19 protein-coding genes are annotated in these 23,150 nt (G+C 42.1%); 6 read left to right on the top strand and 13 right to left on the bottom strand.

The genetic code is table 11. The features are described 5' to 3' along the window. Positions 1–108: 108 nt before the first annotated feature. Positions 109–669 (top strand): peroxiredoxin, encoded by a 561-nt coding sequence (locus PTT44_RS02565; protein WP_435781928.1) that lies wholly within the window; start codon positions 109–111, stop codon positions 667–669. A 101-nt stretch (positions 670–770) separates the two neighbouring features. On the opposite strand, the gene ftn is transcribed toward PTT44_RS02565, so the two are convergent. From ftn to PTT44_RS02540, 5 genes are all read right to left on the bottom strand, one after another. Continuing rightward, positions 771–1,235: a heteropolymeric bacterioferritin subunit Ftn gene (gene ftn, locus PTT44_RS02560; RefSeq protein ID WP_004695301.1), complete on the bottom strand. Its 465-nt coding sequence runs from the start codon at positions 1,233–1,235 to the stop codon at positions 771–773. A gap of 269 nt (positions 1,236–1,504) precedes the next feature. Beyond that, a complete protein-coding gene (locus PTT44_RS02555; protein ID WP_168158229.1) occupies positions 1,505–3,136 on the bottom strand; it encodes a PepSY-associated TM helix domain-containing protein in 1,632 nt (543 codons plus the stop codon). Positions 3,137–3,139: 3 nt separating this feature from the next. Continuing rightward, entirely contained in the window at positions 3,140–3,433 is a 294-nt protein-coding gene (locus PTT44_RS02550; protein ID WP_168158230.1) for a hypothetical protein, read from the bottom strand. Beyond that, positions 3,399–3,689: a hypothetical protein gene (locus tag PTT44_RS02545; protein ID WP_168158231.1), complete on the bottom strand. Its 291-nt coding sequence runs from the start codon at positions 3,687–3,689 to the stop codon at positions 3,399–3,401. Before PTT44_RS02545 ends, PTT44_RS02550 begins: the two co-directional genes overlap by 35 nt. Positions 3,690–3,762: 73 nt before the next feature. After that, complete coding sequence (locus tag PTT44_RS02540) at positions 3,763–5,904, bottom strand: TonB-dependent receptor (RefSeq protein ID WP_168158232.1); 2,142 nt, start codon at positions 5,902–5,904, stop codon at positions 3,763–3,765. A gap of 274 nt (positions 5,905–6,178) precedes the next feature. Here PTT44_RS02540 and PTT44_RS02535 point away from each other — a divergent pair, with 274 nt between their 5' ends. Then, entirely contained in the window at positions 6,179–7,246 is a 1,068-nt protein-coding gene (locus PTT44_RS02535) for an SDR family oxidoreductase (protein ID WP_273795529.1), read from the top strand. Positions 7,247–7,601: 355 nt separating this feature from the next. Here PTT44_RS02535 and ligA read toward each other — a convergent pair whose 3' ends face one another. The 5 genes from ligA to PTT44_RS02510 all read right to left on the bottom strand — a co-directional run bounded on the left by ligA (position 7,602) and on the right by PTT44_RS02510 (position 15,860). Further along, positions 7,602–9,641 (bottom strand): NAD-dependent DNA ligase LigA, encoded by a 2,040-nt coding sequence (gene ligA, locus PTT44_RS02530; RefSeq protein WP_168158234.1) that lies wholly within the window; start codon positions 9,639–9,641, stop codon positions 7,602–7,604. A gap of 94 nt (positions 9,642–9,735) precedes the next feature. Next, positions 9,736–10,734 (bottom strand): cell division protein ZipA C-terminal FtsZ-binding domain-containing protein, encoded by a 999-nt coding sequence (locus tag PTT44_RS02525; protein ID WP_168158235.1) that lies wholly within the window; start codon positions 10,732–10,734, stop codon positions 9,736–9,738. 4 nt (positions 10,735–10,738) lie between these two features. After that, entirely contained in the window at positions 10,739–14,191 is a 3,453-nt protein-coding gene (gene smc / locus PTT44_RS02520; RefSeq protein ID WP_168158236.1) for a chromosome segregation protein SMC, read from the bottom strand. A 10-nt stretch (positions 14,192–14,201) separates the two neighbouring features. After that, the gene (locus PTT44_RS02515; RefSeq protein ID WP_004983028.1) at positions 14,202–14,897 is read right to left on the bottom strand and encodes a GntR family transcriptional regulator; all 696 of its coding nucleotides are present in this window, start codon (positions 14,895–14,897) and stop codon (positions 14,202–14,204) included. Between the two features lie 159 nt (positions 14,898–15,056). Then, positions 15,057–15,860: a sulfite exporter TauE/SafE family protein gene (locus PTT44_RS02510; protein WP_168158237.1), complete on the bottom strand. Its 804-nt coding sequence runs from the start codon at positions 15,858–15,860 to the stop codon at positions 15,057–15,059. 28 nt (positions 15,861–15,888) lie between these two features. Between PTT44_RS02510 and PTT44_RS02505 the strand changes: the two genes are divergently transcribed. After that, complete coding sequence (locus tag PTT44_RS02505; RefSeq protein WP_168158309.1) at positions 15,889–16,644, top strand: biotin--[acetyl-CoA-carboxylase] ligase; 756 nt, start codon at positions 15,889–15,891, stop codon at positions 16,642–16,644. Positions 16,645–16,660: 16 nt separating this feature from the next. Further along, positions 16,661–17,392, top strand: coding sequence for a type III pantothenate kinase (locus PTT44_RS02500; protein ID WP_168158238.1), 732 nt, complete (start codon positions 16,661–16,663; stop codon positions 17,390–17,392). Here PTT44_RS02500 and PTT44_RS02495 read toward each other — a convergent pair. Both PTT44_RS02495 and ffh read right to left on the bottom strand, forming a co-directional pair. Beyond that, positions 17,383–17,982: an RBBP9/YdeN family alpha/beta hydrolase gene (locus PTT44_RS02495; protein WP_168158239.1), complete on the bottom strand. Its 600-nt coding sequence runs from the start codon at positions 17,980–17,982 to the stop codon at positions 17,383–17,385. The two genes, PTT44_RS02500 and PTT44_RS02495, sit on opposite strands and share 10 nt — an antisense overlap. A gap of 180 nt (positions 17,983–18,162) precedes the next feature. Beyond that, positions 18,163–19,569, bottom strand: coding sequence for a signal recognition particle protein (gene ffh, locus PTT44_RS02490; protein ID WP_010327404.1), 1,407 nt, complete (start codon positions 19,567–19,569; stop codon positions 18,163–18,165). 138 nt (positions 19,570–19,707) lie between these two features. On the opposite strand from ffh, the gene PTT44_RS02485 reads away from it, so the two are divergent. After that, positions 19,708–20,517 carry a cytochrome C assembly family protein gene (locus PTT44_RS02485; RefSeq protein WP_010327405.1) on the top strand — a complete coding sequence of 270 codons (810 nt, stop codon included), beginning with the start codon at positions 19,708–19,710 and terminating at the stop codon, positions 20,515–20,517. A 149-nt stretch (positions 20,518–20,666) separates the two neighbouring features. Here the strand turns inward: PTT44_RS02485 and PTT44_RS02480 are convergent, their stop codons facing one another. After that, positions 20,667–21,122, bottom strand: coding sequence for a hypothetical protein (locus PTT44_RS02480; RefSeq protein ID WP_273795528.1), 456 nt, complete (start codon positions 21,120–21,122; stop codon positions 20,667–20,669). A 378-nt stretch (positions 21,123–21,500) separates the two neighbouring features. Between PTT44_RS02480 and PTT44_RS02475 the strand changes: the two genes are divergently transcribed. Beyond that, positions 21,501–23,087, top strand: coding sequence for an ATP-binding cassette domain-containing protein (locus PTT44_RS02475; RefSeq protein WP_168158241.1), 1,587 nt, complete (start codon positions 21,501–21,503; stop codon positions 23,085–23,087). Positions 23,088–23,150: the final 63 nt, after the last annotated feature.

Below are 23,150 nucleotides of genomic sequence, written 5' to 3'. Positions count from 1 at the left end.
TTTAAACAAATAATTCAGATTTAGACACCAGAATCTCAGCACTTTAGTGCCTTAAAATTTGCTAAGATCAATGAAATACATTTCTGGACAGCCTACACCATGAAAATAATGCAAGTGGCAACGATTAGCTTACTTTCGCTAGGTAGTTTCTGTGCCATCAGTAATGCCACTTATGCAGCACCAGCTTTTTCAAGCGCTTCATCAGACCAAAAACAATGGGTGGGCAAGCCCGCACCGAGTTTTAAGTTACAAGATCAAAATTCCAAATGGCATGAGCTCAAACAATATCAAGGCAAATGGGTAGTGTTATATTTTTATCCGAAAGATGACTCGCCGGGCTGCACCCAAGAAGCCAATCAGTTTAAAGCACTCTACCCACAATTTAGCAAAAATAATGCGGTGGTCTTAGGCGTGAGTTTGGACGATGTACAGTCACATCAAAAATTTTCTAAAAAGTTGGGACTGAATTTCCCTATTTTGGCTGATCACAATCATCAACTGGCAAATCAACTCGGCATCGTACGGAACTTAGGCATCGCGAAAATTGCGAAACGTGAAACCTTTCTGATTGACCCACAAGGTACAGTGGTCTATCACTACAGCAGTGTGAATACCCAAACCCATGCGGGACAAGTATTGGCAGATATTCAAAAATTCTCTAAAAAATAACCCATACAAAAAAGCCTTCGGACATTGATTCGAAGGCTTTTTGATTACTCAGTATGTAAATACACATGCCACCTTTACATAAAACTGGTAGCTGGCATCTCTTACATTTGAGACTGAATGTAGTTTTGCAGACCAATCAATTCAATTAAACGTAATTGTTTTTCTAACCAATAAGTATGGTCTTCTTCGGTATCTGACATTTGCTGACGTAACATGTCACGGGTAATGTAATCACCCTTTTCTTCACACAATTTTACGCCTTGCGCTAATTTTTCACGTACATGATATTCAAGCTTTAAATCGGCTTTTAAGCATGAAACGACATCTTCACCAATTTCAACGTCATCACGTTGCATATTCGGTGTGCCTTCCAAAAACAAAACACGGCGAATAATCGCATCCGCATGTTGTGCTTCTTCTTGCATTTCATGATCAATACGTTCAAAGATTTTGCTCAAACCCCAATCTTCATACATACGTGAATGAATGAGATATTGATCGCGTGCAGCCAATTCTCCACCGATCAACATATTTAAGTAGTCTACGACTTCAGGATTGCCACGCATTTCAAAATCTCCATTCTCTAATGCAACTATTATGGACACATTTAATTCACTTTGCAAAAGATAAATTATGTAAGTTTATGATTTTTATAAAATTAAAATGAGAAACATACGCATTTGCAGTATGAATCATCAAAATAATAGTTATAAAAGAAGCCTTTGCAAAACTTTATCCTTTTTGCAAAGGCTTTTTAGGCTTGAACCGCCCTGTGCTTCATTTTGTAACCATTAAAAATGCTTCTTATTTCAACCTTGGAACGGTGCACAATCTTTCATTTTTTCTGAGCAACGGACCAAAGAGAACCCACTTCTGCGGACTGGACTCGGGCCTGAGCTTGGCGATAAAAACGGAAAAATAACCCAGCAAAAATAATAGCAAAGACGTCAACCCACCATAAAGAGGAAGAAGATGACCATAATCCAATCTCAGGTAAGAGCAATGCGATAGCAGAAGTCAAAGGCATGAGCAGTAAAACAATCACAATCGACAGCAATAACGTTGGTAATGCCCGTGCTCCGCCCAGTACGAAGCTCAGCATTAAGCTGAAAATAAAAATCGCATAATAGATATACATAAACCATGCGTTGATGCTGTGTAGTTCAGGACTGAGTACATAGGCCCAGCGCCCGATCAACATACTCATAACAATGCCAAAGACCGCTCCCAAACATGCGCCTATGGTTAAGTTTGCGATGAATTGCACATCCTTACGCTGTGCAGGTGGTGCTAAATTTGGATTTTTTTGTCGCTTTACACGCGATTCAATCCATAGAATATTGCCTGAGTAAAATAAAAATGCTCCGCCCAGCCCCAAGGCCAAATACAACCACCGGGTAAAATCTCCGCCATAGTTACCAAAGTGCAAACTGAACATCGATCGAATCAATTGATCTAGACCAGAACTTTGGGTATTTAAATTGTCTGTACTATAGGGTGCGGGCTGGTAAGGATTGAAAAACATCACGTCGAAGTTATCTCCACGTAACATCTGATCTGGACTATATAAACTGACGCGTGCCGATGCCTTGGTAGGTTGGTCTAGATTGTTAAAGCTTACAGACGAGACCTCATAGCCCTGTGCTTGTTGCTGTACTTGTAAGAGTATTTTTTCAACATCCAGTTGAGGAACCGGATCTGCAATCTGCACCGCAGCGGGACGTTCAAACAATGGTTTGCCTTTGGACACCAACTGCCCCAAGCCATCATAAAAGAGATCATGAAATGCAAAAACAATCACCGTCACACTAATCAAAATATGAAACGGTAAACTGGTAATGCCAATCACATTGTGCGCATCAAGCCAAAAGCATTTTTTGTTCTTACCTTGCCGTATCGCAAAATAGTCTTTGACCAACGTCGGCAAGAGGATGATTAAACCTGTCATTAGCGCCAAAAAATATAAGACCGAAACCACACCCATCACATAAACACCGAGTGTATGATGCCCAAGCATTCCCGGAATGCCTGCCGTTTCGTGTAGTTGTTCAATCAACCAACCCAGTTTGGATAAGTTTTCTTGTTCAACCTGTAAAGTGCCATCTGGTTTCAATGTCGCTAACATCGCACTTTGATCTGTATCAAAGGCATGATCATCATGTGCTTGACTTTGCACAGGTTGCCACTGAATCGGGGCATAATGGAACTCTTTGGAGTTTAAATTGATCTGGAAACTTTTTTGCGCTTCAGGATACTGCTGCTGTACCTGTGACACCAAATCGTTGTACTGATGGAATTCAACCGTATTTAAACTTTGTTGCGGTGGCGTTGCCCACTTACTCAAATCATGCTGAAACATACTCAGCCCACCTGCAAAAAAGCAAATGAACAAGAGAATGCCTGCGCAAATTCCTACCCATGTATGTAACTCTTTGGCCAGTCGGAGAATATCTGTACGTACCTTCATGCCCTATTCCCCTCTGAGCCAAAATACGAGTGTGTAAGCTACAACATTGAAAAACAGATAAATCACAATGGACTGCCATCCGCGTGGAATAAAATAGGCCACAAAAAATAACGGTAGCCAAATCCAAGGAATCGACCACATCCCTAACTGTGGAGCAAGACTACGATACTCAGACTGAAGTCCCCACACTGTAATTAATGCAGCTAAAGCGAAAGCTAGGCTAAGTCCAAGGACTGCGCCCGCAAAGCTTTTCGTCCACCAGTCAGGTTGTATCTTTTGATCGCGTAGCAACGTCATGCGTCAAAGCCCCATGTAATAAAGGAATAAACGGCAGTACTGACCACAATACCAATGGCATCAGTAACCACATCAACACCGCCACCAGTTTTGGTAATACCGCCTGTAAAAGGACCAATGCCAAAATAAAACCAATCCACCCGACCCAACGATACTTTTTCGCCACAGTCTGTTTAAGAACCGTTTGGTTAGGATGGGTCAAATACAGCAGCACACAACCACCACAGCACAGGAGTAAACCTAGAAATTTCATCATTGCGTTCAACTTAAATGAGTCAGCATTCAGACATAAAAAAGCCCACTGCATCGCAATGGGCTGATCATAAAAATTAGAAATCGAAAGTGACGCCGAGTTTATAGGTACGTGCACCACCAACCGTTGCATAGTAAGAGTTGAACACACCTTCCCAATATTTTTTATTAGTCACGTTATCGACATTGGCTAGGAAAGTCGTGTTTACACCACCCAGTTTTGTTTTATAGCGCGCACCAACATCAAGAATAGTATAGTCAGGAAGTTTATAGGTATTCAAACTATCTAAATATTGTTCACTAACATAGTTAGCCCGAGCATTAACATTTAAACCATCTACCACAGGTACGGCATAATCCAAACCTAATGAGGCAGTAAAGTCTGGTACACCATAAATCGTATTGCCTGAAATATCAGTGGTGCTTGTAGAACCTTTTGTATATTCAGCATCAATATAAGCCATGCTTCCCAGTAGACTTAAGTCCTCAGTCAAATTCCCTGAGAAGGACCATTCAATACCACGTGATCGGCTTTCCCCACCATCTTCAGTGATCTGTGTATTACCATTAACCGCTGTCGCCAAAGCTGTTGTAATCAGTGTCGGTTTTTCAATTTGATATACTGCCAAGCTATTTAACCAAGAACCAGCTTGATACTTCGTTCCCACTTCATATTGCTTCGTTTCATAAGGCTTAAACAGTTTTCCTTCATTTACATCCGCGGTAGAAGTTACTGAGTCTGCTTTTGATAAACCTTCAACATAACTTGCATAAAAAGATAAATTTTCTCCAAACGGTTTGATTACGATGCCTAAACTTGGTGAAAGCTTATTTTCATCGTATTTCACATCTGTAGTGAGACTTTCCAACTGCATATCTTGATAACGAGCACCCAAAATCAACTGAAATTTGTCATCCAACATTGAAATTTGATCCGTCAAGGTATAACTCATGAATTTATCATCTTCATAAGGTACAACTGTTGGATAGGTCGTTGGCATTGTCCCGTTCGAGTTAGGATTATAAAGATTCGTTGTAAATGATGAACTGGTCGCACGAGAGTGTTGATCGTATTCGCGATGCACATAATCTGCACGTAACCCAAGGGTATGTTTAATGGCGCCTGTATTGAATTTAGTTTCAATACCCGTATTACCACTTAGGTTATTTTCTTTAGATGCGACTCGATAGTACTGCGAAGTTGCATCACCTGCACTGTTCTGCAAGACCATACGCGTACCAAAAATATGGCCCGAATAACCTTTTTCAACATAACCCACACCTGCAAAAACTTTGGTATCAGGGGTGAATTTATATTCACCATTTAAGCCCGCATAACGGCTATAGGTTTCCCCATGAATTTGATCAAAGTAATTATTATCCCCCTTTGGTGCAGCAACTACGCCTGTTTTTTGCATAGAAACCATTGCAGGTGAACCATTATCACGGTTTTCACGAATGGCATAAGCATCAAAGTTTAGTTTTAATTTATCGGTCGTATAGTCCGCTGCAATCGAACCCAGTGCTAAACGGTCATCCATACCTTCAATAAGATGCTCACCGTCTCCATATGTGCCGTTTACACGAATGCCAAATTGTTTTTGGTCACCAAAACGACGAGAAACATCCACATTGGTTTTATAATAACTCTCATCTTCTAATGACGTCGAAATACGTGTTAGATCTTGGTCGGCACGTTTAGAATTCGCAATCACTACTCCGCCAACGCTTCCTGCTGGTGCCATACCTGCAACCAAAGCATTCGGTCCTTTCAATACTGTTACCGATTCTAGTAAATCTGTTGGTATACGTCCCATAGGAGCTACAGCGTATAACCCGTTATAAGCCATATCGTCATAGCCGACACTAAAACCACGAATTTGGAAGTTTTCGTTTAAATGACCTTGATTGGTCGTCGCACGAATACTGGCATCATTTTCTAAAACTTCCCCCACTGTAGATGCTTGTTGATCACGAATCAGTTGCTCTGTATAAGTAGAAACCGTAAATGGCGTATCAATCGTTGACTTATTCCCTAAAGCACCCAAGTCAGCTGCCTTCGCCAATTTACCATCGGCATAGCCTTGTTGTGATTGCGCTTCTGATTTTAAGGCAGGTAAAACTGAAACCTCCTCTGCAAAAGCAAGCTGTAAACAGCCTCCACCCATCATCAAAAGCCCAACAGAGCTTGCAAGAATTTTCTTAGAGAAGGATTTCATTTTAAACAACACTTATTTTTAATGAGAATCATTATTATATGTAAAATAATTATCATTATTTATTGTATTTTATCATTTGACTTATCTATTTGATATAAAATACAAATTTAAGATTACTGCTAAAAAATACGTTTTACTCGCTCATTTTCAATACAGTTTGGTGCAGTATTATAAAATGACGCATAAGTCAGACACCTGTTCACCCCATAGGCAAAGACTTTCATGGCATTCACGTTTACACTAAGCCAATACTTAAAACAACAATGGGTAATCTATGACAAACTTAGCAACACAAGCACCGGTACTGGTTACAGGTGCATCGGGTTATATTGCCAGTTGGGTGATTCAAAAATTATTAACCCAAGGGTATACCGTTCATGCCACTGTACGTGACTTGAACAAAACCCAAAGCTTCGCGCATTTATCTAAAATTGCAGACAGCAGTGCCGGAACACTGAAACTCTTTAAAGCCAATTTGCTCGAACCCAATTCCTTTAAAGAAGCGATGCAAGGTTGTGAAATTGTCTTTCATATGGCCTCTCCTTTCGTCGTTACCAACTATAAAGATGCGGTGAAAGACATCATTGAACCTGCTGTTTTGGGTACAGAAAATGTCTTAAACACCGTGAATGAAACCGAGTCCGTTAAACGCGTCATTGTCACTTCGAGTATTGCTTCGACCTATGGCGATGCCATTGATATTTTAAAAACAGACCACAATACTTTTAATGAAAGTCACTGGAACACCAGCAGTTCCGAGACCCATCAGCCTTATCCATATTCTAAAGTGATGGCTGAGCGTAAAGCTTGGGAAATGACTGAGGCACAAGATCGTTGGCAGTTGGTCTGCATTAACCCTGCGTTGGTCTTTGGTCGTTCATTGACCCCAAATACACAGTCAGGCTCAATTGAGGTCTTACAACAGTTTACCAATGGTTTGACTTTAGCTGGTGTCCCACCTATGTGGAATGGTGTGGTCGATGTTCAAGATGTTGCTGAAGCGCACTTACAAGCAGCATTCACCCCAGAAGCAACAGGTCGTTACATCGTGAGTGGTGGAACTTTAAGTCTGCTTGAAATCGGTCAATTACTGAAAGCACATTTTGGTTGGAAGTTCCCATTTCCACGAAATGAACTTCCTAAAGCAGCCTTTAAGGTGATTGGTCCATTCATTGGTTTTAGCCGCGAGTTTGTTGAGTTGAATATGGGTTATCCGATATATTTTGATGCGAACAAGAGCCAAAAAGAATTAGGCTTAAAGTATCGAGATGTCAAAGAAAGCTTGGTTGAGCACTTTCAACAATTGCTCGATGACGGTGTCATTAAGCAATATATTCCTTAAAAATAAATAAAAAGCATAGTACTAGTCAATTTCATAACTGACGAGCATTATGCTTTTTCTAAATTTATGAAGGTATGGGATACACGAAATGTCATCAGCAACTGTTCGAGACAACACTACATTAGAAAAAATTGTTTCTGCGACAATTTTATTCATTGATGGCAATGAACGAGTTTTGCTGATGACTAATGCCTTTGGTTACTTTGGGCTAATCCAAAGTAACATACGAACTTCAAGCATTTGATGCGAATACGTAAGACTCCGCTGTGAACCCCTCATCATTAAAAGTCGTTTTAGTCGTGCTTTAACTGAACGCAATTATCTGAACAGTATTTTTTTGATCCAAATCAAAAATCTAAACCTCTAACTGACCATAATCTTTCATCAGTTGAATAAACTCAGCTTCATTAATCACAGCAATCCCAAGCTTCTCTGCTTTATCCAGCTTTGAACCTGCTTTTTCACCTGCAACAACACACTTGGTCTTACTCGACACGCTACCACTCACACGTGCGCCCAGTGCTTGTAGGAGCTGCGTTGCTTCATCACGCCCCATCGTACTGAGTGTACCCGTCACGACCCAACTTTCTCCATTTAGAGGCTGGCGACTTGGTGCCACAGGTGCATCCCAGTGAATACCTGCCGCCAATAATCGGTCTAAAACTTCAAGGTTATGCGGCGCTTGGAAAAAGTCGACAATCCACTCCGCCGTGATATCCCCCACATCTGGAGTTTTCTTTAAAGCTTCAATGTCTGCGACACGTAGCGCATCTAAAGTTTGGAAAGTATTGGCCAACATACGTGCTGTGGTTTCACCCACTCCACGAATCCCCAATGCATAAATAAATGCAGCCAAAGTGGTTTTCTTACTATTTTCAATCGAATCAATCAAGTTCTGAACGGACTTCTCACCCATTTTTTCAATGGTTAATAGCTTTTCTCGGTGCTCGTGTAGGTGATAAATATCAGCCACATCTTTAAGCAGATCAAGATGTAACAGTGATTCGACCCAACGATCCCCCAAACCTTCAATATCAAGCGCTTTACGTGATACGAAGTGACGAATTGCTTCAATACGCTGTGCGGCACAATACAAACCACCTGAGCAACGTGCTAAAGCTTCACCTTCGGGCATCACCACAGGCGATTCACACACGGGGCATTGGCTCGGGAGTTCAACTTCAGTCGCATCGACAGGACGGAACTCAGGCCATACTTTTTCCACTTTGGGAATCACATCACCACTACGGTAAACACTGACAGTATCGCCAATTCGCACATCTAGGCGGTGAATTTCCCCAATATTATGCAAAGTCACATTTGAAACGGTCACGCCGCCCACAGCAACAGGATTCAAACGCGCCACAGGTGTGAGTGTACCTGTACGCCCCACTTGCCAGTCAATATTTTCAACCGTGGTGAGCGCAGCCACCGCAGGGAATTTATAAGCCGTTGCCCAACGCGGTTCACGACTTAAAAAACCGAGCTGTTGCTGTTGTTTGAGACTGTTGACCTTAATCACCATGCCGTCAATTTCCACACTCAATTGTGGTCGTTCCGCATTGATTTGCTCATAAACCGCTTGAACTTCTTGAATACTATCGCAGACAAAATGACGCTCACCAACTGCAAAGCCAAACTGTTGCAACCACTCTAGACTTTCCGACATAGTACTTTGACCATGGTTCGGTTCACACTGCGCAATACCATAAGCATAAAATGCGAGTGGACGCGAAGCCGCAATATTCGGGTCTAACTGACGTAAACTTCCCGCTGCGGCATTACGTGGGTTGGCAAAAGTCTTCTCACCTTTGGCTTCGTTTTCGGCATTGAGCTTTTCAAAGCCTGCTTTAGGCATCAAAACTTCGCCACGAACTTCCAGTAGCGTAGGCACTTCTCCCTGATCTGTACTCAATACCTTCGGCAAGTTCCGAATGGTTTTGACGTTTTGGGTAATGTCTTCCCCTGTCTCACCATCACCACGCGTCACCCCACGCACCAGCACACCTTGTTCATACCACAGTGAAATGGCAAGACCATCAAACTTCAGTTCGACATCATATTGAATCGTTTGATTCGGCAACCGTTCTTCTGCACGGCGTGCAAAAGCAAAGAGTTCTTCTTGATTAAACACATTGCCTAAAGACAGCATCGGTACCACATGGGTCACGCTCGTAAACTTCGCCAAAGGTTTACCACCGACTTTATTGATCGGGCTATCTGGCTGAATATACTCAGGGTATTGTTCTTCTAAAGCTTTCAACTGATAAAAAAGCTGATCATATTCACTGTCTAAAATGGTCGGCTGATCCATCACATAATAAGCATGATTATGCTGTGCCAAAATTTGGATCAGTTGACGCATTTGCGCAACGACAGTCGAAGTTTGAGTCATAATTTCACCATAAAAAAGGGCGGTCTTTGTTCCGCCCTAAAAATTGTATTTCTACTGTCTATTATAGAAATCGTTACCGCTGCTTTCAATCAGATTAAGCGTCGATTGCTTGTCCAGCACGGTAATCAATCGCCAAGTGGCGCCAATGCTCACGCAGTTGTGGCGTAAACTCTTGGTTGTTTTGATCATAAACTGTTCCATCGATTTCACGGGCAATCAAACGTGAAATACTGTCCATGGTGTCGAAGGCATTTTGGACATCGCGGTGTGGTAAGGCCAAGAAAAATGCCAAGCCTTTAATTGGATCGGTCGACAGATTTTCCAAGTCAAAACCATCCATGCCTGTATCAGTAATTTGCAACACAGAGAACAGTAACTTGGTTCCATCTTCGTTATAACGATGGAAACAAGACATTTCACCAAAACGTAAACCATACTTCATTAAAACTTTTAAAGTTTTCTCACCAGATAATGCACGACGTTCAGGATAAACATTCAGGGCAATAAACGATTCTGCTGTGGCTAAGGCGCTTTCATCATCGACAATTTTTTGCTCATACAAATGTGCATCTAAAATGCTGCTTTCATCGTCAAACTCTGAAATTTCAGCTTTTTCGACGTTGGCATTTAAACTAAATTCAGCTTTATCCGCTTTTGCTTGGTCATCAACAAGCGAGGAGCTTGCACTTTCAGTCGTTAATTCCGTTGCATCTGCTACAGCATTTTCAGGAGTGACTAAGTCTACTGCTTTATTTTCTACCTCAGCTGATACATCCAAACTTGGTTCCGTGTTGCTGCTTTCGAGCACACTATCTGCATCCAAAGCTTTCGGTTCGGCTTTTTCAGGCAGTGTCTCTTCTACAGAGCTTTCGTTTAAAGTCGGCTCTTTACGTTCAGCCTCTTCAACTGATGCCGTTGTTTGCAGTTGGTCACGAACGTGACGCGGGATAATCGGTTTTTGACTGTCAGCATCGATATGCAATGCGGACTCAAGTGAAGGCGCTGCATCTGCCGGCTTTCGAAAAATCATTCGAACCCCAAACAGCATAATAATCACTGCTATGACGATACCAATAATTGTTGTGTATTCCATCTTATTAGGCCTCCGCGACTAAACCGTATTCTTTTGCCTGTTCTAAATTTACAGTCACTAATTTTGATGTTCCCGGTTCAGGCATCGTAACACCTAACAAGTCGGTCGCCATCGTCATTGCGAGTTTATTATGGGTAATGTAAATGAATTGCACCTGTTCAGAAAGCTCTTTTACAAGATTACAAAATCTTCCCACGTTCGCATCATCCAAAGGCGCATCAACTTCATCCAAAACACAAAATGGCGATGGATTGAGGCGGAAGATCGCAAACACCAAGGCCAATGCGGTCAGGGCTTTTTCTCCCCCTGAAAGTAGCGCCAATGAGCTATTGCGTTTGCCTGGCGGACGGGCCATGAGTTTAACCCCTGACTGCCAGTCATCTTCCAAAGTCAGACTCGCTTCTCCACCATTGAAAACTTTCGGGAACAGATCTTGTAGTTCGGTATTGACCCGATCAAAAGTGCTCATGAACAGTTTACGGGTTTCTTGGTCAATACTTTTCATTGCAGCACGTAACTGCTCAACGGTATTTTCCAAATCTTGAATTTGATGACTCAACTCTTCAAAACGTTTTGATACTTCTTCATATTCTTCTGAAGCCGCCAAATTGACTGCACCCAATTTCTCAAACTGCTGCTGCACTTTTTCCAAAATCTGTTGATGGCTGCTGATCTCAATGCTCAAACCCACAACAGGTTCAACATTCATTTCTTTCAGCTGTTCAGAATAATGTTGTAAGTCTGACTTTGCGGCTTGCCACGCCAAACGTTTCTCTTCTAACTGGGTTCTCAGCTTTTCATCTTGTTGTTGCTGTTGATGACGGTGTTCGGTCAAACTTTGCTGACGTTCTTGCACCGCATTCAGCTCAACTTGCCATTCAGACCATGTTTTTTGCAGCTTTTCAGTGATCTGTGCTTGTTCGCTGAATTGGCTTTCTAAGGCAGGCAGCTCAAGTTGTACAGGGTCAATAAACTTTTTGGCCTGCTCCATTTGCGACAAAATTTGCTGATACTGCGCTTTTAAGAAAGTACTGTCTTTTTCTAACAGTTCAATCTGCTGTGTGGTTTGCACCGCCTGACGACGCACCATTTCAAGTGCTTGCCAAACCTGCTGCGCCTGCTGCTGGCTATCATCCAGTTGCTCAGTCAAAGACTCCACTTGGAACTGCATGGTTTTGTAGTTTGGCAAGTTTTGCTCGAGCTTAATATTCAATGCATGCAAATCAATCTCCAGATCATCTTTTTGCATGGCATCTTCTTCAAGCTGACTGTCTAGCTGCGCCAGTTGATTGGCCAATTGTTGCTTTTGCACTTCAAAGGCTTGGTTGGTACTTTGCACTTTGGCAATATTCAAATCAATCTGCTGCGTCGCTTGAACTTCTTTTTTCAACAGTTGTTGATCCGCTTTTAACTGCTCATCCACCGCTTGGACTTGAGTACGAAGCTCTGTGGTTTTCGTTTCAAGCTGAGTCAGAAGTCCCGTTTTTTCAGCAAGGGTCTGTTCAATTTCATCTAAACGAATCCGATGGCTTAGCGCACCCTGTCCAGCTTGGCTTGCTTCGTCATAATCCAAACCAATCACCCAGTCCATGCCAACATGGTAACCGTCTAAACTTAGAAGAGACTGACCATCTTTCAATTGCTTTTGCAGAGCCAAGGCTTGTTTTAAGTTGGTGGTCACCCCCACCTGCTGCCACAAAGAGGATTGTGGCGATTCAATCCAACTGGCTAGGCTATCGCAACCTGCAATTTCGATCAGTTCAACATGCGGCTGAGGCGTTAACTGACGTGCAACGGCATCGGTGAATGCATCGCTGTTGTCCAAACAGTGCGCTGAAAGCCATTTGGCTAAGAATTTTTCGACCAGCGCGGCATGGGTTTTAGCCGCATCTTTAAGCTTCAGCACATGCATCAACTGTGGATGATCACTATTTTTTAAGGCACTGACTTTGACCAGAAGCTGTTTGAGATGCTTCTGTTCGGCACTCAAAACCTGTATATCTGCTTTATGTTCATTCAGCTCAGTTTGAGCAGCTTGGTGTTGGATACGCAAATCATCCAGCTGCAACTGTACCTCAATGATACTTTGCTCACGTTGTAACTGCTGTGCCTCAGCGTCTTGCTTTGCATGTAACAGCTGGTCTATCGCATCCAACTGGCTTTGGTTTTGAATTTGCGCCGCTTGCTGCTCTAAAATCTGCTTTTGCTGTTCAAAGCGTAAAATATTTTTGGCCAACTGTTCACTTTGCGCCAACATTTGCGTTTTTTGTTGCTGCTGTTTTTCAACCAAACTTTTGACTTGTTCAAACTGTTGAAGCAACTGTTGCTGCTGTGCTTTTAAATCCGTTAAACCTTGGCTTTGCTGTTGGTTTTGACTTTCTTGCTGTTGTAACTGTTCGGTATGAAGCTCATTTTGTTCGTGCAAACTTTCCAGTTGCAGCTCGATCAGTTGCATACGTTCTTTAGTTTGCGCCTTCTGCTGTTCAAGCTGTGCCAAAGTGGTCGTGTTTTGCTGGAATAAGCTCTGCTTTTGTTCCAAAGCCATTTTCAACTCAGCCAGCTTTTTCTCTGCCTGCTGCCACTCACTCTGTAGTGGCGTGGACTGCTGAATCAGGCGTTGAAATAGCTCACTGGTTGACGTCAAATCATGCTCTAAAGTGGTTAACTCTGAACGCACCAGCTTGAACTGCTCACCCAAATCATTCATGTGCAGCGTATATTCTTGCTGTAAACGGCTGCTTTGTTCACATTGAAAAGACAAGACTTCGACTTTAATGGTGCGAATTTGGCTTTCCAGTGTTTTGTACTGAATCGCGGTTTCAGCCTGACGTTTTAAAGTTTTTAACTGTGATCTTAATTCAGAGGCAATATCTTCTAAACGCGATAAATTTTGCGTGGTGTGATCCAAATGCAATAAAGTTTCACGGCGACGTGCTTGATAACGCGAAACCCCTGCGGCTTCCTCAATAAAAACCCGCATTTCTTCAGGTTTTGCATCGACCAAACGGTTGATCATACCCTGTTCAATAATCGAATAAGAACGTGGCCCTAAACCTGTGCCCAAGAATATATCTGTAATGTCCCGACGACGGCACTTGGTACCATTTAAAAAGTATTCAGACTTGCCATCTCGGTTGACCTGACGTTTAACCGCCAGTTCGGTATAGGCATTATAGCTACCGCCTAACTTGCCATAAGTGTTGTCAAAACGCAGTTCTACACTGGCGACACTGACAGGTTTGCGCTTTGCCGTGCCTGTAAAAATGACATCCTGCATACTGCCACCACGCAATTGACGCGCACTGGATTCGCCCATGACCCAGCGAATAGCATCGATCACATTGGATTTGCCACAACCGTTCGGCCCAACGACTGCGGTACGGTTATCTTTAAAGTGTAATGTGGTACTGTCGGCAAAAGATTTGAAGCCGGAAAGTTTTAAACTGCTTAAACGCATAATGTCCTGACTAACGTCGTGAGCGTCTCGCCCACGCAAGTTCAATTTGTTTCATTCGGGTCAGAGATTCCAACACCAAGTTACGTAAGTGTCGACAAAAATCTTCCATAAATAAAGTAGCTTGTTGTGATTTTCTGATTAAAACCGCATCAGTCACCAGTTTAAATAAATCATAAGATTCTTGTAACTCTCTACGCGAAGTATTTAAGGTTAAAAAATAGCTCCGACGTATCGAGGGTAACAGTTCTTGGTAAAACTTCATCAAATAGGCATTGCCCACCATTTCATGCTGGCGCGCCAATCCTTCAAAAATCAAATCATAAAATTTTTCGATACTGCCCTGTTTCAGCTGATTCCCCAACTCATCCAATAACAGCTGTAAACGTTCCGCTTCATAGCTGCGCCATGTTTCCGCAATGCGTTGCACAATTTGCCCCAACAGCAGACTGCTGGTGTCAAACAAGGCACGTACTTGCTGAGCCGACATTTCAGAAACGATGGCACCACGACGCGGGTAGATTTCAATCAGATGTGTGCGTTCAAGCAGTAACAAGGCCTCACGCACCGAGCCGCGACTCACATCCAGTTCAGCGGCAATACGTAATTCTTGTATGCGCTCACCTTCGACCAATTCACCGCGAATGATTTGTTCACTGATGTGCTTGGCAATTTGTTCGGACAAACTCTCTGTATCATGTGCTTGCATACTGTTCCTAACTTGTTTTTATAAGATGCAATCCATGGTCTTTAGTGACCTATTTTTAGGTTTTACCCGATCTTAAACGCTAAACACTATGTCATTGTCTAACAATTTTACCGTCTATAATGCCAATCAACAGCAACGCACACAACATTGTCAAAGAAATTAAGAACTAAAACCTTGATAAATAAAATATAAACCGACCACCACCAACAAACCAGCAAAACACTTTTTCAACATCGCAGACGATAAAAGATGCGCCACTTTCGCACCAACCTTTGCGGTGATAAAACTCATGACCGCAATCCCGAAAAATGCATAGACATGAATATAACCAATGGTATTCGGTACATTCACTTCAGCCCGATGCCCGAACCACATAAAACCTAAAGCTCCAGCCACTGCAATTGGTAGGCCACAAGCAGCTGACGTCGCCACCGCTTTTTGCATAACCACACCATGACGGTTTAAGTACGGCACTGTCAAACTACCCCCACCAATGCCAAAGATCGCAGAAGCCACACCAATGCCTGCACCGACAAATAACTGTTTGCCTGTAGAGGGCAACTGACGCGATGGATCGACCTCAACATGTGCGCCACTAAACATTTTGTACGCCACCCATACCGCAAAAAAACCGATCAGCAGTTGTAAACCATGTCCTGACATATAGTCTGCAATGCCCGCACCTAAAAAAGCGCCCATGACTAAACCCGGTGCCAAATTGCGAAACACAGGCCACAACACGGCTCCACGTTTATGATGCGCACTCACTGAACTCATTGACGTGACAATGATGGTCGCCAGTGATGTGCCAACCGCCATATGCATAATGACACTCGGGTCATAGTTCAGATGAGTAAACACCACATATAAAATCGGGATGATAATCAGTCCACCACCGACCCCAAATAGCCCCGCAGCAAAACCAGCGATTGCACCAATCAGTAAATATATGATTAACTCCATGATCATTTTTCACTTTTCTCAGATTCATATGGATTTAGAGACACGCCAATTACAACAGCTTCTCGCTGAAGCACAGCAACTTCCTGAAGTTTTATTGCTTAAGCCAGTTACCACATCCACCAATGATGATGTGCGTGAAATTGCGCAAAAAGGGATTCAGAGCGTTTTGGTCTGCAGTACACGACAAACTCAAGGTCGTGGACAGCGTCAACGACAATGGGTTTCTCCTGAAGGAAACATCTATTTAAGCACATTGCTACAGACCAAAACACCTATAGATGGGCGCTTGGCTTTAGAAATTGCGTTAAATATCTTGCAAATGCCGAGTTTGCAAGGCCTTGCTCTGCAAGTGAAATGGCCAAATGACCTTTACAGTGCTCAAGGTAAATGGGGCGGAATTTTAGTTGAACCACTGTCGAGCCACCAAGCGATTATTGGGGTGGGCATCAATATCAACCAAGTCGAAGATACCCAGCTTGATCAAGCCACCAGCTCACTTGAACAGCTGGGTTTAGCCCAAGCAGAGCGAATTCGCTTAATGGCAGAACTGTATCTGGCGATTCAACAGGCAGGCCTATGGTTCACCCATAACAGTGCGAATTTGGCTTCTCGTTTCAATCATTACGCAGCATTTATGCAGCAGCAGGTCGAATTTGAACATATGAAAGGTCTGTCTCAAGGCATCTTCTTAGGCATTCAAGATGATGGTGCGGTACAAATTCAGACCACCAATGGTGTTGAAAACTTTTATCAAGGCCGTTTACGCCCAATGATTCCTGTTTAAATGATTGAGCATCATCATGAAAAATTTATGGTTAGATATTGGTAATACTCGTCTGAAGTATTGGATTACGCAGGAAGATCAAACTTTGGAACAGGGGGCTGAGTTACATTTGCAGTCTCCTGCAGATTTGCTTTTAGGTCTAATTCAGCATTTTAAAAACTTAAATATTCAACAGATTGGCGTTTCTTCGGTTCAGGATAAAAAAAATAATGACCGAATCCGTAAATTATTAAAAAGTTTAAATGTACCGATCACCTTTGCTCAAGTACAGGCCAACTATGCAGGCCTACAGTGTGGTTATGAACATCCAGAACAACTCGGAATTGACCGTTGGTTGCAAGTGTTAGCTGTCGCACGTAATCCAGAGCAGAACTATTGTGTGATTAGCTGTGGCACGGCGCTGACCATCGACTTGGCGGATGGTTTACAGCATTTGGGCGGCTATATTTTACCCAACCTCTACTTACAAAGAGACTCGCTGATCCAAAACACCAAAGGCATTAAAATTCCAGATGCGGCTTTTGATGAACTAGGTCCCGGTCGTAATACCATCGACGCAGTGCATCATGGGATTTTACTCGGCTTGGTCAGTACCATTGAAAAAGTCTTGCAACAGTCTCCACGCCAACTGATTTTAACTGGCGGTGATGCACCTGTATTTGCGCGCTATTTGGCAGAGTATGCACCATGCATTGAAAATGATTTATTACTTAAAGGGCTGCAATATTATATTCAGCATCAACTCTGAGCCACCGCCTGCTGTTGTAAAAGGGGTTTTAAAGTATTCAGCAGTAGCTCAAATTCAGCATAGCCATTTTCACGCATAAAATGCCCTGCACGTTTCACCTCCAGTACTTCTGCACTCAAGAAGTGCCCAAAGGTAAGTGCCAAAGGAGGTGGAACATAAGGGTCATTATTGGAAAACATCACCACACGTGAAGCGATGTGAGAGTGGAGTATACCGCTGTCCAACTTCGCTTGCGCAATAAAGCCACTTAACTCAGGTAAGGTTGTTAAAGCCGCTTTAAAGCCCGCAATACAGAAGATCGCTTTGATTCGACGTTCACGCAATTTACTACTCAGATAATGTAAAGTCGCTAGACACCCCAAACTATGCGCAATGATGATGGTATTTTCATCCAAAGTGGTCATTTGCAGGGCTAAAGCCTGTTGCCATTCTTCGAAATGTGGTGCATCACTATGCGGGAGCACTAAACGTTTTACTTCAGCATGCAGATCCATCTGGCTGAGTTTTTGACTTAGCCACGGAAACCAATGGTCATTGGGCGATGCTTGATAGCCATGCACAATATAGATATGTTGTTTTGATCCATTCATTTTCAACTTCTTATTATAATGTTTTAAAAGAATAAATTTTACGCAACTTTCAAGCCATAAACAGTGCGTTTTTGTTATTGATTGAGGGTATTGAAAATACACATAATATTTTCCATGACTCACAAAACAACATAAAAAAAGGCGCTCAACGCGCCTTTTTCTGAAATGGTAAGAAGCAGATTACTTCTTATCGTTCCCACCAAATAATGGTCCCATTCCGCCGCCACCACCAAACTGTTTTTGCATACCGCTTAATGATTTCATCATTTTTGCCATACCCGATGGATTGGCAAATTTCTTCATCATTTTCGCCATTTGCGCATGTTGTTTAATCAACTTATTGACTTCAACGACATCCATACCACAGCCTGCTGCAATACGCTTTTTACGGCTTGGGTTCATCAGGTCTGGGTTACGACGCTCTTTGATGGTCATCGATTGGATAATCGCTTCCATCTTTTTCACTTGCTTTTCAGGGTTCGCTTGCGCCAACGCATCTTGAATCCCTGCATTGCTCATGCCAGGCAACTTATCCAAGAAGCCCATCATGCCGCCCATTTTATTCATTTGCTCAAACTGCATTAGCATATCTTCAAAGTTGAAGCTGCCGCCTTTTTGCAGTTTTTTCGCCATTTTTTCGGCTTTTTCTTTGTCGACTTTACGCTCAAGCTCTTCGACCAAAGAAAGTACGTCACCCATACCCAAGATACGCTGTGCAACACGTTCAGGATGGAATGGCTCTAAGGCATCGAGCTTTTCACCCATACCTAAGAATTTGATTGGCTTACCTGTGATTGCACGTACTGAAAGCGCCGCACCACCGCGCGCATCACCATCAGTTTTGGTCAGAATCACACCTGTTAATGGCAGTGCATCATTGAAGGCTTTGGCTGTATTTGCAGCATCCTGACCGGTCATTGCATCGACCACGAACAAAGTTTCAGTTGGCTTAATCGCCGCGTGAAGTTCTTTGATCTCATCCATCATTTCATCGTCTACGTGTAGACGACCTGCTGTATCGACAATCAAGACATCCGCAAACTGAATTTTGGCTTGTTCAATTGCACGCGTTGCAATGGTAATTGGTTTTTCGTCAGCACTCGATTCAAAGAAAATCGCGCCAACTTCACCTGCAACGGTTTGTAGCTGTTTAATTGCTGCTGGACGGTAAACGTCGGCAGATACCATTGCTACTTTTTTCTTTTGACGTTCTTGTAAGAAGCGAGCAAGTTTTGCAGCCGTTGTTGTTTTACCTGCACCTTGCAAGCCCGCGAGTAGGACTACAACAGGAGGTTTTGCTGCAAGATCAAGGCTTTCATTTGCCTCGCCCATCATTTTTGTTAATTCGTCATGCACGATTTTAACAAATGCTTGGCCCGGCGATAATTGAGTCATGACTTCTTGACCCAACGCCTCTTCCTTAACTTTCGCGATAAATTCACGAGTTACAGGAAGTGCAACATCGGCTTCAAGAAGTGCCATACGTACTTCACGTAGGGTATCTTTAATATTGTCTTCGGTTAGCTGCCCAGAGCCAGTAACATTTCTTAAACTCTGCGTGAGTCGTTCCGTTAAGGTATCAAACATTGCAAAATCCGCTTAAAATTGCTAGTTGCAAAAAAATCTTTCTTAAAATAGAAAATTTATGCATAGAATGCTATAGGATACTGTAGTTCGCACCGAATTTATATAAATGAATATTCATCATCCTGAAAAAGGTTTGACATGATTAGCCTGCCCTTGGTTTACACCATCTTAGCATTAGTCGCTTATACCACCTCTTTTTGGTATTTGTTCCTCAAATTAATGGCTAAACGTGATCCAAACCATTGGTTTATTGGCATTATTTTAGGCTTAGGCTTATTACTACATGCAACTGTTTTGTACCATGACATGCTCACACCAATGGGGGTGAATTATGACGTTTTTGTCTTAATGTCATTTACATCGGGGCTCATGCTATTACTTAGTCTACTCTATAGCACTTATCGTCCAATTCTAGCTTTGAACCTGATTGGCATTCCTGTGGCTGCTACAGGACTCATTTTAGGATTTGCCTTTAGTCAATCCACTCAATTTATTGAACAGCGCTCATTGGGTTTAGATATTCATATTATTTTGTCGCTGTCCGCCTATGCGGTACTACTCATGGCGACCATACAAGCTGTGATTTTATGGTTCCAAGATCGAGAGTTAAAGAACAAACAGAAGAAACGCTTTTGGGTCAACTTACTGCCCTCTTTTCAAGCGATGGAATCTTTACTATTTGACTTGATTAAAACGGGTTTTCTTTTACTGACCGTGGCGTTGGTGTTTGGTTTCTTTACTATCGATAACTTTTTTGCCCAACATCTGGCACATAAAACCGCTTTTAGTATTATTTCTTGGTTTGTGTATGGGGCTTTGCTCATCGGACATTACCGTTTTGGTTGGCGCGGTCAAAAAGCGATTCGTTTTACCTTAATTGGATTCTTCTTGTTGGCTGTCGGTTTTATCGGATCTAAGTTTGTATTGGAAATGATTTTAGGTCGATAAAGTCTTTTTTAGTTTTACTAATTAAAAACGCAGAACATTGCTCGATAAGTAGACCTAGAGCGTGATAATTAAGTAGAAAAGGCCAGCTTGACCAAGCTGGGCTTTTCTTTTTTAAATAACTTACTTCATTAATTTTATTTAATAATCACTTACTTGATCCAATAGTCATTTTGCTCCGCGATGAGCTTATTATATTCAGTGGAGTTATACATACTAAGGCAATTCATCAGTATTGCTGTATTTCCTGTATTTCCTGTATTTCCTGTATTTCCTGTATTTCCTGTATTTCCTGTATTTCCTGTATTTCCTGTATTTCCTGTATTTCCTGTATTTTGATAGACATCATTATTTTTATTGATATACCTATCAACAAATATTTTTATATTTTTATATGCTGGTTCTTCATAAGCGCCTTCTTGAAAATATCCTCCCATTGCTAGAGAAGATTCAGAAAGCAATAGTTTGTCTTTAGTTTTTGTTAGACAGTAGCTAAAGCCAAAATTTTTAATATTAATTTCATCTTTTTTAAATATGTCTACTTCTATTTTTTTTGAATAACATGAGCTTGCAATAAAACAACTGAATATAATTAAAAGAAATTTCATTATCTTAAGTTCCAAAAAAGAATATCTGTGGTTCTGACATTTGGTCTATCATGAATAAAATAAAAACTATCTCAATCCTGCGGGTTGTATTCACATCTACAGGAAGCTTCGACTAGTGTATGAAATATTCCCTAACCAATAGCACTGATCGATAAACCTTAAATACAGAAGAAAGATAATAAAATGGATGATTTTTTATCCACCTGCTATACTGGCTAAATATCCCCCCTTCTTCTATTTTAGAGTAACGCCAATGAAGTAAGTCTTATTTTCCGTCAAATCTAATTTATTTGTTTTCTGACGTGCAAAATAAACTTATTTACTGCTCTATATCTCTATAAAAATTTATTTTGTATGTCCTGTATAAAGGAGTCTTCAATGACCCAACAGGCCTGTACTGTAAAAAATCTCAGCGTTCAATTTGCTCATGAACCACTTTTTCAGCATTTAAACTTTGAATTGCCTGCTGCCCAATGTTCAGCTCTGATCGGACGCAATGGTCAAGGCAAATCAATATTAATGTCGCTACTCACTCAGACGCACATGCCCAATTATGCGAGTGGCGAAGTGATTTGGCATATGCCATTTTCCTACTTAAGCCAGCTTGAGCGTTTAAGCAACTGTACACTTGCGGAGGCGCTTGGCGTTTCAGACCTCTATGCCAGTTTTCAGCGTATTGAACAATCGACTGCGAGCTTTGAAGACTATGATCGCGTCGAACATGCATGGCATCAACCCACTGAATGGTTGAAGTTACTGAAAAGTGCCAACTTACCTACAGATCTATCTAGCTCGGTTTCTCAACTCAGTGAAGGTCAGAAAACCAAACTGGCACTGTGTCGCCTTTTTTTACAAACTGGGCATTATTTACTTCTTGATGAACCCAGTAATCACTTAGACCATGCAAGTCGTGCGTGGTTAAGTCAAAAAACCCTTCAGCATCCTGCTGGCTGTTTAGTCATTAGCCACGACCGCACATTGTTAAATCAAATCTCCAATACCTATGTTTTAAATGATTTTGGCTTGCAACACTTCCGTTGCAACTATGCCGAGTATCAGTCACACACAGAGCAACACCAGCAGGCGCTACAACACAATATCTCGCAAGAGAAACGCGAACTCAAACAATTACAAATCCAACAGCATGAGCAGCGCATGAAAGCTCAGAAAAGGCAAAAGTCTGGGCAGAAAATACGAAACTCTGGTTCTCAAGCCAAAATCCTGCTCGACTTTAAAAAAGAACGTGCGAGTCAAACCTTATCGGGAGTCGCGCAGCAACAACTTCGCCAAAAGGAACAAGCGCAAGATGAGCTCAAAAACAAACAGCAGCAACTAGAACAGATTAAGTCACAAAAGTTTGATTTCCATTTTCAACCTAAACAAACTGGTGAAATTCTTCGTTTAAAAGAAGTGGTTTTAGCAGGACTTTCTATCTCCCCTATTTCTTTTGCCTTACATAGCGGAGAAAAAATCCAACTGCGCGGCCAAAATGGTTCAGGTAAGTCGACCCTACTTCGTGCCATTCAAAATCATAGTCATGTTCAATCGGGAGACATTTTTAAGCGTGGAGCATCGTTATATTTAGATCAAAACTTTAGCCTACTGAATCCAGAACTGAATGCGGTACACAATTTACAATTATTGAATCCGTCTTTGTCCGATGAGGAGTGTCGGAATCAATTGGGGCAACTTCGAATTCGACGAGATAAGGCTCTGCTTCCCATCTCACTACTCAGTGGCGGTGAACAACTCAAAGTCGCTTTACTGTGTATCAGTCTCGCAGCACAGCCTGTGGACTTACTGTTACTGGACGAACCCGAAAATCATCTCGACATCAACTCAAGACAACTGTTGGCACAGGCTATACGCGATTTTACAGGGGCGGTTATTTTAGTTTCGCATGATGATGCCTTTATCGAGGAGACACAGATTGAAAACTATTTCGATTTAACCCAAACACCTTAGACTAGACAGCGTGATAGGATTTGCGTATAACACCGTTTCTCAAATTTAACTGGTGACACCGCT

It is taken from the genome of Acinetobacter sp. Gutcm_16 (assembly GCF_028649355.1).
GTDB lineage: Bacteria > Pseudomonadota > Gammaproteobacteria > Pseudomonadales > Moraxellaceae > Acinetobacter > Acinetobacter johnsonii.
Note: the sequence above shows the minus strand (reverse complement) of the source record. Positions and strands in the feature narration are given on the sequence as shown.

Bases quoted from the DNA above. Each gene is read 5' to 3' on its own strand.
- PTT44_RS02565 (WP_435781928.1), top strand. From the start codon at position 109: ATGCAAGTGGCAACGATTAGCTTACTTTCGCTAGGTAGTTTCTGTGCC.
- ftn (WP_004695301.1), bottom strand. From the start codon at position 1,235: ATGCGTGGCAATCCTGAAGTCGTAGACTACTTAAATATGTTGATCGGT.
- PTT44_RS02555 (WP_168158229.1), bottom strand. From the start codon at position 3,136: ATGAAGGTACGTACAGATATTCTCCGACTGGCCAAAGAGTTACATACA.
- PTT44_RS02550 (WP_168158230.1), bottom strand. From the start codon at position 3,433: ATGACGTTGCTACGCGATCAAAAGATACAACCTGACTGGTGGACGAAA.
- PTT44_RS02545 (WP_168158231.1), bottom strand. From the start codon at position 3,689: ATGATGAAATTTCTAGGTTTACTCCTGTGCTGTGGTGGTTGTGTGCTG.
- PTT44_RS02540 (WP_168158232.1), bottom strand. From the start codon at position 5,904: ATGAAATCCTTCTCTAAGAAAATTCTTGCAAGCTCTGTTGGGCTTTTG.
- PTT44_RS02535 (WP_273795529.1), top strand. From the start codon at position 6,179: ATGACAAACTTAGCAACACAAGCACCGGTACTGGTTACAGGTGCATCG.
- ligA (WP_168158234.1), bottom strand. From the start codon at position 9,641: ATGACTCAAACTTCGACTGTCGTTGCGCAAATGCGTCAACTGATCCAA.
- PTT44_RS02525 (WP_168158235.1), bottom strand. From the start codon at position 10,734: ATGGAATACACAACAATTATTGGTATCGTCATAGCAGTGATTATTATG.
- smc (WP_168158236.1), bottom strand. From the start codon at position 14,191: ATGCGTTTAAGCAGTTTAAAACTTTCCGGCTTCAAATCTTTTGCCGAC.
- PTT44_RS02515 (WP_004983028.1), bottom strand. From the start codon at position 14,897: ATGCAAGCACATGATACAGAGAGTTTGTCCGAACAAATTGCCAAGCAC.
- PTT44_RS02510 (WP_168158237.1), bottom strand. From the start codon at position 15,860: ATGGAGTTAATCATATATTTACTGATTGGTGCAATCGCTGGTTTTGCT.
- PTT44_RS02505 (WP_168158309.1), top strand. From the start codon at position 15,889: ATGGATTTAGAGACACGCCAATTACAACAGCTTCTCGCTGAAGCACAG.
- PTT44_RS02500 (WP_168158238.1), top strand. From the start codon at position 16,661: ATGAAAAATTTATGGTTAGATATTGGTAATACTCGTCTGAAGTATTGG.
- PTT44_RS02495 (WP_168158239.1), bottom strand. From the start codon at position 17,982: ATGAATGGATCAAAACAACATATCTATATTGTGCATGGCTATCAAGCA.
- ffh (WP_010327404.1), bottom strand. From the start codon at position 19,569: ATGTTTGATACCTTAACGGAACGACTCACGCAGAGTTTAAGAAATGTT.
- PTT44_RS02485 (WP_010327405.1), top strand. From the start codon at position 19,708: ATGATTAGCCTGCCCTTGGTTTACACCATCTTAGCATTAGTCGCTTAT.
- PTT44_RS02480 (WP_273795528.1), bottom strand. From the start codon at position 21,122: ATGAAATTTCTTTTAATTATATTCAGTTGTTTTATTGCAAGCTCATGT.
- PTT44_RS02475 (WP_168158241.1), top strand. From the start codon at position 21,501: ATGACCCAACAGGCCTGTACTGTAAAAAATCTCAGCGTTCAATTTGCT.